12 protein-coding genes are annotated in these 13,763 nt (G+C 55.6%); 6 read left to right on the top strand and 6 right to left on the bottom strand.

Going from position 1 to position 13,763, the window contains the following annotated elements; genetic code table 11:
- Positions 1–26: 26 nt before the first annotated feature.
- Positions 27–926, bottom strand: a complete 900-nt coding sequence (locus BH712_RS06415) for a LysO family transporter (protein ID WP_006809414.1) — start codon at positions 924–926, stop codon at positions 27–29.
- Positions 927–1,102: 176 nt separating this feature from the next.
- Positions 1,103–1,798 (bottom strand): aquaporin Z, encoded by a 696-nt coding sequence (aqpZ, locus tag BH712_RS06410; protein WP_026080729.1) that lies wholly within the window; start codon positions 1,796–1,798, stop codon positions 1,103–1,105.
- 291 nt (positions 1,799–2,089) lie between these two features.
- Between aqpZ and BH712_RS06405 the strand changes: the two genes are divergently transcribed.
- The gene (locus BH712_RS06405; RefSeq protein WP_006809412.1) at positions 2,090–3,748 is read left to right on the top strand and encodes an ATP-dependent endonuclease; all 1,659 of its coding nucleotides are present in this window, start codon (positions 2,090–2,092) and stop codon (positions 3,746–3,748) included.
- Here the strand turns inward: BH712_RS06405 and BH712_RS06400 are convergent.
- Positions 3,745–4,701, bottom strand: a complete 957-nt coding sequence (locus tag BH712_RS06400) for a VirK/YbjX family protein (RefSeq protein WP_006809411.1) — start codon at positions 4,699–4,701, stop codon at positions 3,745–3,747. The two genes, BH712_RS06405 and BH712_RS06400, sit on opposite strands and share 4 nt — an antisense overlap.
- A gap of 159 nt (positions 4,702–4,860) precedes the next feature.
- Here BH712_RS06400 and macA point away from each other — a divergent pair, with 159 nt between their 5' ends.
- Complete coding sequence (gene macA / locus BH712_RS06395; protein WP_006809410.1) at positions 4,861–5,976, top strand: macrolide transporter subunit MacA; 1,116 nt, start codon at positions 4,861–4,863, stop codon at positions 5,974–5,976.
- Entirely contained in the window at positions 5,973–7,913 is a 1,941-nt protein-coding gene (macB, locus tag BH712_RS06390) for a macrolide ABC transporter ATP-binding protein/permease MacB (protein WP_006809409.1), read from the top strand. The genes macA and macB overlap by 4 nt, the downstream gene beginning before the upstream one ends.
- 70 nt (positions 7,914–7,983) lie before the next feature.
- Here macB and cspD read toward each other — a convergent pair whose 3' ends face one another.
- Positions 7,984–8,205 (bottom strand): cold shock-like protein CspD, encoded by a 222-nt coding sequence (cspD, locus tag BH712_RS06385; protein ID WP_006809408.1) that lies wholly within the window; start codon positions 8,203–8,205, stop codon positions 7,984–7,986.
- A 267-nt stretch (positions 8,206–8,472) separates the two neighbouring features.
- Between cspD and clpS the strand changes: the two genes are divergently transcribed.
- The 3 genes from clpS (at position 8,473) to BH712_RS06370 (ending at position 12,024) form a co-directional block, all read left to right on the top strand.
- Entirely contained in the window at positions 8,473–8,793 is a 321-nt protein-coding gene (gene clpS, locus BH712_RS06380) for an ATP-dependent Clp protease adapter ClpS (protein WP_006174393.1), read from the top strand.
- Positions 8,794–8,820: 27 nt separating this feature from the next.
- Complete coding sequence (gene clpA, locus BH712_RS06375) at positions 8,821–11,100, top strand: ATP-dependent Clp protease ATP-binding subunit ClpA (RefSeq protein WP_006809407.1); 2,280 nt, start codon at positions 8,821–8,823, stop codon at positions 11,098–11,100.
- A gap of 471 nt (positions 11,101–11,571) precedes the next feature.
- On the top strand, positions 11,572–12,024 hold the full coding sequence (locus tag BH712_RS06370) for a hypothetical protein (protein ID WP_006809406.1): 453 nt from the start codon (positions 11,572–11,574) through the stop codon (positions 12,022–12,024).
- A gap of 496 nt (positions 12,025–12,520) precedes the next feature.
- On the opposite strand, the gene infA is transcribed toward BH712_RS06370, so the two are convergent.
- Both infA and aat read right to left on the bottom strand, forming a co-directional pair.
- The gene (infA, locus tag BH712_RS06365; protein WP_002211347.1) at positions 12,521–12,739 is read right to left on the bottom strand and encodes a translation initiation factor IF-1; all 219 of its coding nucleotides are present in this window, start codon (positions 12,737–12,739) and stop codon (positions 12,521–12,523) included.
- 284 nt (positions 12,740–13,023) lie between these two features.
- The gene (gene aat, locus BH712_RS06360) at positions 13,024–13,728 is read right to left on the bottom strand and encodes a leucyl/phenylalanyl-tRNA--protein transferase (RefSeq protein ID WP_006809403.1); all 705 of its coding nucleotides are present in this window, start codon (positions 13,726–13,728) and stop codon (positions 13,024–13,026) included.
- Positions 13,729–13,763 lie beyond the last annotated feature (35 nt).

Raw genomic sequence — 13,763 nt, 5'->3', positions numbered from 1 at the left:
GCAGGTTCACTACCGCCAAAGCAGTATCAGGCTGAGAAGAACGCCATCAGAATGGGCACCAGCAGGCTCAGAATAAAGCCGTGGACGATAGCGGCAGGGACCATTTCCAGCCCGCCCGAACGCTGTAACACCGGCAGGGTAAAGTCCATTGAGGTGGCCCCGCACAGGCCCAGCGCGGTTGAGCGACTGCGGCGTACCAGGCCGGGGATCAGCATAATGGCGATCAGCTCGCGGGCCAGATCGTTAAAGAAGGCGGCGCTGCCGATGACCGGACCAAACGATTCGGTCAGCAGAATACCGGAGAGCGAATACCAGCCAAACCCGGACGCCATCGCCAGGCTGGTTTTCAGCGGCAGGTCGAGAATAAAGGCGTTAATTACGCCCCCCACCATTGAGCTGGCCACAACGATAACGGCAACAATCATTCCCCGGCGGTTAAGGACAATCTGTTTCAGCGTCATGCCATTATTTCGCAACTGAATACCAATCAGGAAGAGCAGGAAAATAAGCGTATATTCGCTGGCTTCCGTTGCATGCTGTAAAAATGCCCAGCCGGTCAGCCCCAGTAAAAAACCGAGTACCACCACGCCGCACAGTTTTAATGATTCCAGCGCCATCGCAATACGGGAGGGGAGTTTTTCCTGATGATGGTGATTTTTCCAGGGAATAGTGCGTTCCAGCCAGAACAGGGCGGCGATATTGCACAGCAGAATAACCACTACCGTGACCGCAGAATAATGCAGGATGGAAAGCAGGTTCGTCGCCAGATTATCCAGGAAGGCCAGGCTGATCCCCATAAAGAACAGAATGACGTAAACAATCCAGCTGAGAAAACGATTAATTAGCTTTAAGGCCGATTCATGACGCAGCGGAATAAGATAGCCCACAATCAGGGGCAGGAGAATGATGAGGAGTCCTGAGAACATGAACAGCCGGTCCTTTTGAGTAACAGTTAAGCGCCAGAGACACTACCCAATAAAGGCTGTGAGGTAAAGCTACAAAAAAAGCCGGGTGGCGGCTACGCCTTACCCGGCCTACAAAGTGCACACTAACGTAGGTCGGGTAAGCTTTAGCGCCACCCGACATTACAGACCGCACTTAATTAATCGCGTTTTTCCAGCAGGGTGCGATACAGCACGCCGCCCAGAATACCGCCGATAATTGGCATCACCCAGAACAGCCACAGCTGTTCAAGCGCCCAGCCGCCCTGGAAAATGGCGACGGCGGTGCTGCGCGCCGGGTTAACGGAGGTGTTGGTCACCGGAATGGAGATCAGGTGGATCAGCGTCAGCGCCAGACCAATAGCGATAGGGGCGAAGCCCGCAGGCGCGTATTTGTCCGTGGCACCGTGGATCACCAGCAGGAAACCTGCGGTGAGCACAATTTCAATCACGATAGCAGACAGCATTGAGTAGCCGCCTGGAGAGTGTTCACCGAAACCGTTCGACGCAAATCCGCTGGCCGCGGCATCAAACCCGGCTTTTCCGCTGGCAATGACGTACAACACCGCCGCGGCAATAATACCGCCGATAACCTGGGCAATAATATAGCCAATAATATCTTTCGCCGGGAAACGTCCGCCCGCCCATAAACCTAACGTGACGGCCGGATTGAAATGACCACCGGAAATATGCCCCACGGCGAATGCCATGGTTAATACGGTTAAACCGAATGCCAGCGCGACGCCGACAAAGCCAATACCTAACTCCGGAAATGCGGCTGCCAGTACTGCGCTACCGCAGCCACCAAACACCAGCCAGAATGTACCAAAGCATTCTGCCGCTAATTTTCTGAACATAACCACCTCAATAATAAACGTCCGCACCCATTCCTGCGCGCGGGTTATATCGCCATAAAGGGCTGACGACTCAAAGAGCCCGTATTTTGAAACCATCAACATCCCTTCGCCACTCAAATAAATTCATTAAATTTGATTTAAGGCAATGTGATGTCAATCCTTGTTCAGATCGGAGGTAAATAGAGCATAGCCCAATTATTAACGGGGCGTATATTCTGCTGTCGTGACCCACAGCCTGCCGCTATACTGCTGATAACTTGAAGGAAAAAGTGGCCGAAATGCGGGGGATGTATGCTACTCGAACGTGTGGAGATTGTCGGGTTTCGCGGGATTAACCGCCTGTCACTGCAACTGGAACAGAACAACGTCCTGATAGGCGAAAATGCCTGGGGTAAATCCAGCCTGCTGGATGCCCTGACGCTGCTGCTTTCGCCCGAAGAGAACTTGTACCACTTCGTTCATGATGACTTCTGGTTTCCGCCGGGGGATGTCAACGGACGCGAGAAACATCTGCATATCATCCTGACCTTCCGCGAATCTGAGCCTGGTCGCCATCGCGTGCGTCGTTTTCGCCCAATGTCGCCCTGCTGGGTGCCCTGTGAAGATGGGTTCCACCGTATTTTCTATCGCCTTGAGGGCGAAATGGCGCAAAACGACGGCGTGTTAACCCTGCGTGAATTCCTGGATGAGAAGGGGAATCCGATCCCGCTCGATAATATTGACGAGCTTGCCCGCCATCTTATCCGTCTCTCCCCCGTGCTGCGCTTACGTGACGCGCGCTTTATGCGGCGGATCCGCAACGGCACCGTGCCGAATATGCCCGAAGTGGAGGTGACCGCCCGCGAACTGGATTTCCTCGCCCGTGAACTGGTCTCGCGCCCGCAGAACCTCACCGACGGCCAGATCCGTCAGGGGCTGTCTGCCATGGTGCAATTACTGGAGCACTACTTCTCCGAGCAGGGAACGGGGCAGGCGCGCCACCGTCTGATGCGCCGCCGCTCGCACGATGAGCAACGAAGCTGGCGCTATCTCGACATTATCAACCGCATGATCGACCGCCCCGGCGGGCGCACGCATCGGGTGATCCTGCTGGGATTATTCTCCACGCTTTTGCAGGCGAAAGGGACGGTGCGCCTGGATCGGGATGCGCGCCCGCTGCTGCTGGTGGAAGATCCGGAAACGCGGCTGCACCCGATTATGCTTTCCGTGGCGTGGCATCTTCTGAATCTGCTGCCGTTGCAGCGTGTCACCACCACGAATTCCGGAGAGTTGCTCTCCCTGACGCCGGTGGAGTATGTCTGCCGCCTGGTGCGTGAATCGTCGCGTGTCACCGCCTACCGGCTTGGACCCGGCGGGTTAAATGCCGAAGATGGCCGACGGATTGCCTTTCATATCCGCTTTAACCGAGCCTCATCCCTGTTTGCCCGCTGCTGGTTACTGGTGGAAGGCGAAACGGAAACCTGGGTGATAAACGAGCTGGCTCGCCAGTGCGGGCACCACTTTGATGCCGAAGGGATCAAGGTGATCGAATTTGCTCAGTCGGGCTTAAAGCCGCTGATCAAATTTGCGCGCCGGATGGGGATCGAGTGGCACGTGCTGGTGGATGGCGATGAGGCGGGTAAAAAATATGCGGCGACCGTACGCAGCCTGCTCAATAACGATCGGGAGGCGGAGCGTGAACATCTGACCGCATTGCCTGCGATGGACATGGAGCACTTTATGTACCGCCAGGGCTTTGACGACGTCTTTCACCGCGTGGCGATGATCCCGGTGGATGTGCCGATGAATATGCGCCGGGTGATCGCGAAAGCGATCCACCGTTCGTCAAAACCGGATTTGGCCATCGAAGTGGCGACGGAAGCGGGCAGGCGAGGCGTGGAGTCGGTACCCACGCTGCTGCGTAAAATGTTCTCCCGCGTCCTCTGGCTGGCTCGCGGGAGGGCAGATTAACGGGCAGTGGCCTGTGAAACCTGTTGGATCAGGCTGTCCAGCAGGGCATAGCGGCGGCGGTACTCGGACCGTTTTTTACTCGCTATCTCTTCCATCGGCTTGCGTGGCATGGTCAGCGGCAGGGCAAAGTTGCCGTTATCCTGCTGCTCTCCGCCAAGAGAGCGCCAGAAGCTGTCGTAATCAGCCAGCAATTTTCCCTCTTTTTTCTTGCGATAGCGCCAGCTGCGGTAGATATGGGTGGCATTACTCACCGCGAGGATCTGCTCGACCGGGAAGGCACCTGCCAGCGTCATGACCGCTTCCACCAGCAGACGTTTTGGGAACAGTCCGTGACAGGCTTTAGTCGCAAGCTGGATGTGTTCGTGCGCGACATGCGCCTTCGCCCCCTGCATTCCGCCGATGAACAGCGTTGACTTGCCTTCGTACTGGCACAGCGTAAAGGTCAGCTCGGCCAGCACCGTGTTCTGGTGGTCGCAAAAAGTGAGGGTCGCTTCTCCTTCTTTGTCCAGAAACGCATCCGCGCTCAGGCGAACGCTAAACGGCTGCTCCTCTTTGCCCGTTAACGTCACCAGGGTGATGCCCTGACTGGAGAGGTAGCCATTTAGCAGCGACACCGGAAGATGGCGGCTCATCATCTGATAGTGATCGTTCAATGCGTCCAGCGTATTCTGACGGCCCATATTGACGGTCAGCCACGGTCGGTGCAGGCGGCACGGCAGGCCGGGCTGCACGCGCAGGATCTGCATCAGACGGGGCTGTTTGGCAAGGTGTCCAAGCAGGCGCGCAGTGGTGAACGGCGTTGCCAGCGAGCGCAACATAAACTTACGTCGATAGGCCGGATTTTGCCACGCCAGCCCCGGCGCGAGAGAACCCGATGCCAGGCTTTTGAACAATTGCCAGCCCGATTTAGGCTGGGGTAGCGTTGAATAAGGTGTATCGACGATGGAAGACATGTTAGATCCTGCTTCTGGTGGAATATCGCTATTTCAGCAGGCGCTTTATCAACATCGGGTAAACAATTCCCGACGATTACGGGGATCGGGGGTTTCGTTGAGGAGTGGTTTAGATAAAATCAACGGTGATGATAGCCAGAACAATTATTTGGAATATTTATGAACCTGAAGGGAAAACGCAGAAAGCTGTTTCTGCTGCTGGCGGTAGTGGTGTTAGCGGGCGGATTCTGGTTATGGAAGGTACTGAACGCGCCGGTACCGCAGTATCAAACGCTGATTGTTCGTCCGGGCGAGCTACAACAAAACGTGCTGGCGACGGGAAAACTGGATGCCCTGCGTAAGGTTGACGTGGGCGCGCAGGTCAGCGGCCAGTTAAAAACCCTGTCGGTTGAAATTGGCGATAAGGTTAAAAAAGGCCAGCTGTTGGGGGTGATCGATCCTGAGCAGGCGCAAAACCAGATCCGCGAAGTGGAAGCGACGCTGATGGAGCTGCGCGCCCAGCGCGCTCAGGCTCAGGCGGAGCGTAATCTGGCCCAGGTCACCCTGACGCGCCAGCAGGCGCTGGCGAAAACGCAGGCCATCTCGAAACAGGATCTGGACACTGCCGCCACGGAACTGGCGGTGAAGCAGGCGCAGATTGGCACCATCGACGCGCAAATCAAGCGGAATCAGGCCTCGCTGGATACGGCGAAAACCAACCTCGATTACACGCAAATCGTGGCGCCAATGGCCGGGGAAGTGACGCAGATAACCACCCTGCAAGGCCAGACGGTTATCGCCGCGCAACAGGCGCCGAACATCCTGACCCTGGCGGATATGAGCACCATGCTGGTGAAAGCTCAGGTATCTGAAGCGGACGTCATCCATCTTAAGCCGGGGCAAAAAGCCTGGTTTACGGTGCTGGGCGATCCGCAAACCCGCTATGAAGGGGTGCTGAAAGATATTCTGCCGACGCCGGAGAAGGTCAACGACGCCATCTTCTACTATGCACGTTTTGAGGTGCCAAACCCGCAGGGCGTGCTGCGTCTGGATATGACCGCCCAGGTGCATATCCAACTGACTGGCGTGAAAAACGTGCTGACGGTTCCGCTCTCCGCGCTGGGCGAATCCGCCGGGGACAATCGCTACAAAGTGAAAGTACTGCGCAACGGCGAAATCCGCGAGCGGGAAGTGGTGATTGGCGCGCGTAACGACACCGACGTGGTGGTGGTGAAAGGGCTGGAAGAGGGTGAGGAAGTGGTCACCAGCGAAAGCCTGCCCGGAGCCGCGCAATGACGGCGCTGCTTGAGCTGAATGACATTCGTCGCAACTATCCGTCCGGCGACGGGCCGGTGGAGGTGCTGAAAGGCATCTCCCTGCGCGTGGAAGCCGGTGAAATGGTGGCGATTGTCGGGGCGTCTGGCTCGGGTAAATCGACGCTGATGAACATTCTCGGCTGTCTGGATAAGCCCACCAGCGGCACCTATCGCGTGGCCGGGACGGATGTTTCTACTCTGGACGGCGACGCGCTGGCGAGGCTGCGTCGCGAGCATTTTGGCTTTATCTTCCAGCGTTACCATCTGCTTTCCCACCTGAGTGCGGCGCAGAACGTGGAAGTGCCAGCGGTGTATGCGGGCGTCGAGCGCAAAAAACGTCTCGAACGCGCGAAGGGGCTGTTAACGCGTCTGGGGCTGGCGGAGCGTGTGGACTATCAGCCCTCGCAGCTTTCCGGCGGTCAGCAGCAGCGCGTGAGTATTGCCCGCGCGCTGATGAACGGCGGGCAGGTGATCCTTGCCGATGAGCCAACCGGCGCGCTCGACAGCCACTCCGGTGAAGAGGTGATGGCGATCCTGCATCAGCTTCGCGATCAGGGGCACACGGTGATTATCGTCACCCACGATCCGCAGGTGGCGGCACAGGCCGAACGCATCATCGAGATCCGCGACGGCGAGCTGGTCAGCAACCCGCCGCCGCGTCAGTCCAGAGCGGCGGCGCCGAAAGAAGCCCTGCCTGCGTCTACCGGCTGGGGACAGTTTTCCAGCGGCTTTCGCGAGGCGCTGACCATGGCCTGGCTGGCGATGGCGGCCAACAAAATGCGCACCCTGCTGACCATGCTCGGCATTATTATCGGTATCGCCTCGGTGGTGTCGATTGTGGTGGTGGGCGATGCGGCGAAACAGCTGGTGCTGGCGGATATTCGCGCCATCGGGACTAACACCATCGACGTTTACCCCGGCAAAGATTTTGGCGACGACGAGCCGCAGTATCAGCAGGCGCTAAAGTATGACGATCTGGCGGCCATTCAGAAGCAGCCGTGGGTGAACTCCGCCACGCCTGCCGTGTCGCAAAACCTGCGTCTGCGCTACGGCAACATCGACGTGGCGGCCAGCGCTAACGGCGTCAGCGGAGATTACTTCAACGTTTATGGCATGACCTTCAGCGAAGGGGCGACCTTCAACGCCGAACAGCTGGCGGGTAGGGCGCAGGTGGTGGTGCTGGACGCTAACTCGCGCAGACAGCTTTTCCCCAATAAAACCCGTGTGGTGGGGGAAGTGATCCTGGTGGGGAACATGCCCGCCACGGTGATTGGTGTGGCGGAAGAGAAACAGTCGATGTTTGGCAGCAGCAAAATTTTGCGCGTCTGGCTGCCGTACAGCACCATTTCCGGGCGCATTATGGGACAGTCCTGGCTTAACTCCATTACCGTGCGGGTGAAAGAGGGCTACGACAGCGCGCTGGCGGAACAGCAGCTGGAACGGCTGTTAACGTTGCGTCACGGGAAAAAGGATTTCTTCACCTGGAACATGGACGGCCTCTTGAAAACGGCGGAAAAGACCACACGTACTCTTCAGCTGTTCCTGACGCTGGTGGCGGTGATTTCGCTGGTCGTCGGCGGGATAGGGGTGATGAACATTATGCTGGTGTCGGTGACCGAACGTACGCGGGAGATCGGCATCCGCATGGCGGTCGGGGCCAGAGCCAGCGACGTGCTCCAGCAATTTTTGATTGAAGCGGTGCTGGTGTGTCTGGTGGGCGGCGCGATGGGGATTGCGCTCTCGATGATGATCGCCTTCGCGCTCCAGCTCTTTTTACCGGGGTGGGAGATTGGCTTCTCACCGATGGCAATCCTCACCGCGTTTTTATGTTCCACGTTTACCGGCATTTTGTTTGGCTGGCTGCCGGCGCGAAACGCGGCGCGGCTGGATCCGGTGGATGCACTGGCGCGGGAATAGCCCGAAAATAAAAATGCCAGCCGATCGGGCTGGCATTTTGCCTGCGGGGTGTACACAATGAATCAGAGAGCTATGCAACCGTTTCTGCTTCAACGGGCACGATAAGACTGGCGTGATTGCCTTTTGGCCCCTGGTGTACATCGAACCGGACGGACTGCCCGGCTTTGAGCGTCCTGTAACCATCCATCTGAATGGTGGAATAGTGAGCGAAGATATCCTCGCCGCCGCCTTCGGGGCAAATGAAGCCAAACCCCTTGGCGTTGTTGAACCACTTAACAGTACCCATTTCCATGCTTCGACATCCTTCGTAAATCTTATAAATTAAGATGGAATGAACCGGTGGTGGAGTGGGGGCTGTTCAAAACCTCGCCAACTCACGCTTGTACAATTTAGAGAATCGGAAGAAGCCGTCAAGCGTTTGGCGCTGGAGTTGGGACAATAATCAACCAAAATTTGAGGCAGTTAACGCTATTGCAACAGTTTGTGACAGACATCGCGGATGACAGTAATAGATGATTGTTATCTAACATCTGAGGTAGATTCAAAGTGGTTATGCATAATGGGTAAGACCAACGATTGGCTGGATTTTGACCAGCTGGCGGAAGATAAAGTGCGCGACGCGCTAAAACCGCCATCTATGTATAAAGTTATGTTAATGAACGATGATTACACGCCGATGGAATTTGTTATTGACGTGCTACAAAAGTTCTTTTCTTATGATGTTGAACGTGCAACGCAACTGATGCTTACCGTTCATTATCGTGGCAAAGCGATCTGCGGCATCTTTACTGCCGAAGTCGCGGAAACCAAAGTAGCGATGGTGAACGACTATGCAAGGGAGAACGAGCATCCGTTGCTGTGTACGCTGGAAAAGGCCTGATAAGGCATAAAATTGGGGGAGGTGCCTATGCTCAATCAAGAACTGGAACTCAGTTTAAACATGGCTTTCGCCAGAGCGCGTGAGCACCGACATGAGTTTATGACCGTCGAGCACTTGCTGCTCGCATTGCTTAGCAACCCATCTGCCCGCGAAGCGCTGGAAGCCTGCTCCGTGGATCTGGTGGCGCTACGTCAGGAACTCGAAGCCTTCATCGAACAAACTACACCGGTGCTGCCAGCCAGTGAAGAAGAGCGCGACACGCAGCCGACGCTCAGCTTCCAGCGCGTGTTGCAGCGCGCGGTTTTCCACGTCCAGTCTTCCGGACGTAGCGAAGTGACGGGCGCCAATGTTCTGGTCGCCATCTTCAGCGAGCAGGAGTCCCAGGCGGCCTACCTGCTGCGTAAACACGAAGTCAGCCGACTCGATGTGGTCAACTTTATCTCTCACGGAACGCGCAAAGACGAGCCTAACCAGGCATCGGATCCCAGCGGACAGATCAACAGCAATGAAGAGCAAGCAGGCGGGGAGGATCGTATGGAAAACTTCACCACCAACCTTAACCAGCTTGCTCGCGTTGGCGGTATCGACCCGCTGATTGGCCGCGACAAAGAGCTGGAGCGAGCCATCCAGGTGCTGTGTCGTCGCCGCAAGAACAACCCGCTGCTGGTGGGGGAATCTGGCGTGGGTAAAACCGCGATTGCCGAAGGGCTGGCCTGGCGCATAGTGCAGGGCGACGTGCCGGAAGTGATTGCCGACTGCACCATCTACTCGCTGGATATTGGCTCGCTGCTGGCGGGCACCAAATACCGCGGTGATTTCGAAAAACGTTTCAAAGCGCTGTTAAAACAGCTGGAGCAGGACACCAACAGCATCCTGTTTATCGATGAGATCCACACCATCATCGGCGCAGGTGCGGCTTCCGGTGGCCAGGTGGATGCGGCTAACCTGATCAAACCGCTGCTCTCCAGCGGCAAGATCCGCGTGATGGGCTCCACGACGTATCAGGAGTTCAGCAACATCTTTGAGAAGGATCGTGCGCTGGCGCGTCGTTTCCAGAAAATCGATGTTACCGAGCCGTCGGTTGACGAAACGGTGCAGATCATCAACGGCCTGAAAACCAAGTACGAAGCGCACCACGACGTGCGTTACACCGCGAAAGCGGTACGTGCGGCGGTGGAGCTGGCGGTGAAATACATCAACGATCGTCATCTGCCGGATAAAGCGATCGACGTGATTGACGAAGCGGGTGCGCGTGCGCGCCTGATGCCTGCCAGCAAGCGGAAGAAAACCGTGAACGTGGCGGATATCGAGTCCGTGGTGGCCCGCATCGCGCGTATTCCTGAGAAGAGCGTTTCTCAGAGCGACCGCGACACGCTGCGCACCCTCGGCAATCGCCTGAAAATGCTGGTCTTTGGTCAGGATAAAGCCATTGAGGCCTTAACCGAAGCGATCAAGATGGCCCGTGCTGGCCTGGGGCATGACCACAAGCCGGTTGGTTCCTTCCTGTTCGCTGGCCCGACCGGCGTGGGGAAAACCGAGGTGACGGTTCAGCTTTCCAAAGCGCTGGGCATTGAGCTGCTGCGCTTTGATATGTCCGAGTATATGGAGCGTCACACCGTCAGCCGTTTGATTGGTGCGCCTCCGGGATACGTGGGCTTTGACCAGGGCGGCCTGCTTACCGACGCGGTAATCAAGCATCCGCATGCGGTACTGCTGCTCGATGAAATCGAGAAAGCGCACCCGGACGTGTTCAACATCCTGTTGCAGGTGATGGATAACGGGACGCTGACCGATAACAACGGGCGCAAGGCGGACTTCCGCAACGTGGTGCTGGTGATGACTACCAACGCGGGTGTGCGGGAAACCGAGCGTAAATCCATCGGCCTGATCCACCAGGATAACAGCACCGATGCGATGGAAGAGATCAAGAAGATCTTCACGCCGGAGTTCCGTAACCGTCTGGACAACATTATCTGGTTCGATCATCTGTCTACCGAGGTGATCCACCAGGTGGTGGACAAGTTCATTGTCGAGTTGCAGGTTCAGCTGGATCAGAAAGGCGTGTCGCTGGAAGTGAGTCAGGAGGCCCGCAACTGGCTGGCTGAGAAAGGCTACGACCGTGCGATGGGCGCTCGTCCGATGGCGCGCGTGATTCAGGACAACCTGAAGAAACCGCTGGCTAACGAGCTGCTGTTTGGTTCGCTGGTGGACGGCGGCCAGGTAACGGTGGGGCTGGATCAGGCGAAGAACGAACTGACGTACGATTTCCAGAGTGCGGCGAAGCACAAGCCAGAAGCGGCTCACTGAGTTGACCGTTAAACTTAAAAACCGGGCGAATGCCCGGTTTTTTTATGCCTGCTTTTCTCCCTCTCCCTGTGGGCTGAGGGAATAATGTCTGCACGGAACAGTCCCCCGCCCCTTTGGGGAGAGGATTAGGGTGAGGGGAACAGGCCGCAGCGAAATTTTGCGAGGCGCTTTCCAGTTTCTTTCGATGTCTGTTGCTGGATAAAACTACAGTAATAAAATGGCGGCGCACCTGCAAAAACAGGTGTCGGGATTGGCGTCCTGATAACACACATATGGAAAGATGTTGCGCACAGCAACGTCACTGGTTTCGTTCACACTTTTTTTAGGTGCGGTATAATCCGTATCTTCAAATATGGTGGGCTGAACCGGGGCTTCTTTTGAAGCGCCGATTTTCCATATGGTCGGTACGCCAAACCGGTTCAGTCTGCCACCCGAAGTTGGCGTTTCTGGTGGTAGTTTTCAGCTCTTGATATGGAAATTATGAATATGGAAAACCAGACTATCTCCCAACTCTACAGCGAACTCTCTCTCACCCCTGATCTCCCAACCCTCGTCGAGCGCTGTAATCTGCTCACTGAAATCCTGCTGGATTGCCATTCGCTTCCGCAAACGCAGCCCATTTGCCGTTGTCTCGGTGCTTATCTGGACGTAGTCAAAACCGAACTCGCAGAATCAATGTGTGACTTTCAGGTGGTTGAATTTGACGACGAGGCGGAACGGCTGAAGGAAAAAGAATGGCTTCTGGAAGATACCGAAACCAAGTGCGATTACTGCCGGGCATTAAACCACGTGCTGCTGGTGTCGCATTTTGACCGCGAGATGCTGCCCCATCTGACAGGATTGTTGCATGACATTACACATTCGATGGCGGCAGATGTGGCTGCACCTGAATGTGGAAAGCCTGCAATTCATATCATTAATTGACAGTGGTGTAGCGCGTCGGGGGAGGGACTCCGGCGCGGTATGGCGAAACCCTTTTTACGAGCGGTTCTTTAAGTTATTGATTTTTATTGTGCTAATCAAGGCCGCAGAAAAAGGGTTTGAGGTAGATATGTTGATTATTTTCTTTTCGAACAATAAGATGGCGAAGATTTGTTTCTGTTCACTGCCGTACAGGCAGCTTAGAAACGACCGTAAGCGGATGGATTCAGGGCGTTAAGGTTCACTGCCGTACAGGCAGCTTAGAAAATGAAGATTGCATTGAACATGTTCACGTCTGTGTTCACTGCCGTACAGGCAGCTTAGAAATCATCGAGTGTGAGGCTGTGTGATTTTATTGTGTGCACCACCGTACAACCAACACAAAACCCGAAACTAAACCCAACCAACCGTTCAAATAATCGACTGTCCTGACAAAAAAATAAGGCCGGGAAAATCCCGGCCTTATTTAATATTCATCTGCCATTACAGGCGAAAACAATTAGCGACTACGGAAGACAATGCGGCCTTTGCTCAGGTCGTACGGGGTCAGTTCAACAGTCACTTTGTCGCCCGTCAAAATGCGGATATAGTTTTTGCGCATTTTACCGGAGATGTGCGCAGTTACCACGTGACCGTTTTCCAGTTCTACGCGAAACATGGTATTAGGCAACGTATCAAGTACGGTACCCTGCATTTCAATATTGTCTTCTTTGGCCATCTAATCCTCTGGGGTATCACTACCAAGTTTTGAACCGGCAAGATAATGCCGAAATTCCTCAATTAAGTAAAGAATTGCGCGTTTAAAACGCAGCAAAACAGTCTCAGCGTATTGCCCAAGCGTCACGGTACAACCGAACAGAAAGCGCATTCGTAAAGGGGAGACGACAGGATAAACGTCAGGACGTTATCTGAAGCGAGGGTCCCAAACGGCGGCGGGGCAACAGGCAGAAGCTACTCTGCGGCGTAATTATAACACCCTCATAAAAAATATGCGGAAAACATTTAGGCATTGGGCATAAAGAGCGTTCTGGGAACCCAAAAATCGCGTGGAAGGGTCTCCTTTCGGCACTGTTCAAGGTGTTCGATATAGTGTCGGCGGGAGATTTCAACGGCACCGAGCGAGGCGGTGTGCTCATTCAGCACCTGACAATCCATCAGCTGTCCGCCACGTCGGGCAAATTCCTGGCTAAAAACCAGCAGCGCGGTTTTCGAGGCATTCGTGGCGCGAGAGAACATCGACTCGCCGCAAAACAGCGTACCCTGCGCCACGCCGTACATGCCCCCGACGAGGTTGCTGCCGTCCCACACTTCGATGGAATGCGCGTAGCCCAGTTCATGAAGCTGATGGTAGGCGATGATGATATCGCGGGTTATCCAGGTGCCTTCGTGACGATCTTCAGCGCAGCCTTCAATGACCTGCCCGAACGCGTGATTGAGCGTGACGCGAAAGGGGGATTTTGCGTGAAAACGCTTCATGCTGCGGCTCAGGTGAAACTGCCCAGGCCACAGCACGGCTCGCGGGTCGGGAGACCACCATAAGATCGGGTCGCCGGGAGAAAACCACGGGAAGATGCCGCGCTGGTAAGCCATTAAGAGTCGTGCCGGGCTAAGATCGCCGCCCAGAGCCAGCAATCCGTTAGGTTCACGTAGCGCCCCCTCCGGAGAAGGGAACGCAATATTATGGCGAGAAAGCTGCACCAGGCGCATGACAACAGAACTCCAGTACGCGAGAGAGGACGCTA

Origin of the sequence: Enterobacter hormaechei ATCC 49162 (genome assembly GCF_001875655.1) — a bacterium.
Classification (GTDB): domain Bacteria; phylum Pseudomonadota; class Gammaproteobacteria; order Enterobacterales; family Enterobacteriaceae; genus Enterobacter; species Enterobacter hormaechei.
This window is presented reverse-complemented; position numbering and strand designations above follow the sequence as displayed.

What these genes read in the sequence shown, in the direction of transcription:
- BH712_RS06415 (WP_006809414.1), bottom strand. Translation starts at nt 926, where the DNA reads ATGTTCTCAGGACTCCTCATCATTCTCCTGCCCCTGATTGTGGGCTAT.
- aqpZ (WP_026080729.1), bottom strand. Translation starts at nt 1,798, where the DNA reads ATGTTCAGAAAATTAGCGGCAGAATGCTTTGGTACATTCTGGCTGGTG.
- BH712_RS06405 (WP_006809412.1), top strand. Translation starts at nt 2,090, where the DNA reads ATGCTACTCGAACGTGTGGAGATTGTCGGGTTTCGCGGGATTAACCGC.
- BH712_RS06400 (WP_006809411.1), bottom strand. Translation starts at nt 4,701, where the DNA reads ATGTCTTCCATCGTCGATACACCTTATTCAACGCTACCCCAGCCTAAA.
- macA (WP_006809410.1), top strand. Translation starts at nt 4,861, where the DNA reads ATGAACCTGAAGGGAAAACGCAGAAAGCTGTTTCTGCTGCTGGCGGTA.
- macB (WP_006809409.1), top strand. Translation starts at nt 5,973, where the DNA reads ATGACGGCGCTGCTTGAGCTGAATGACATTCGTCGCAACTATCCGTCC.
- cspD (WP_006809408.1), bottom strand. Translation starts at nt 8,205, where the DNA reads ATGGAAATGGGTACTGTTAAGTGGTTCAACAACGCCAAGGGGTTTGGC.
- clpS (WP_006174393.1), top strand. Translation starts at nt 8,473, where the DNA reads ATGGGTAAGACCAACGATTGGCTGGATTTTGACCAGCTGGCGGAAGAT.
- clpA (WP_006809407.1), top strand. Translation starts at nt 8,821, where the DNA reads ATGCTCAATCAAGAACTGGAACTCAGTTTAAACATGGCTTTCGCCAGA.
- BH712_RS06370 (WP_006809406.1), top strand. Translation starts at nt 11,572, where the DNA reads ATGGAAATTATGAATATGGAAAACCAGACTATCTCCCAACTCTACAGC.
- infA (WP_002211347.1), bottom strand. Translation starts at nt 12,739, where the DNA reads ATGGCCAAAGAAGACAATATTGAAATGCAGGGTACCGTACTTGATACG.
- aat (WP_006809403.1), bottom strand. Translation starts at nt 13,728, where the DNA reads ATGCGCCTGGTGCAGCTTTCTCGCCATAATATTGCGTTCCCTTCTCCG.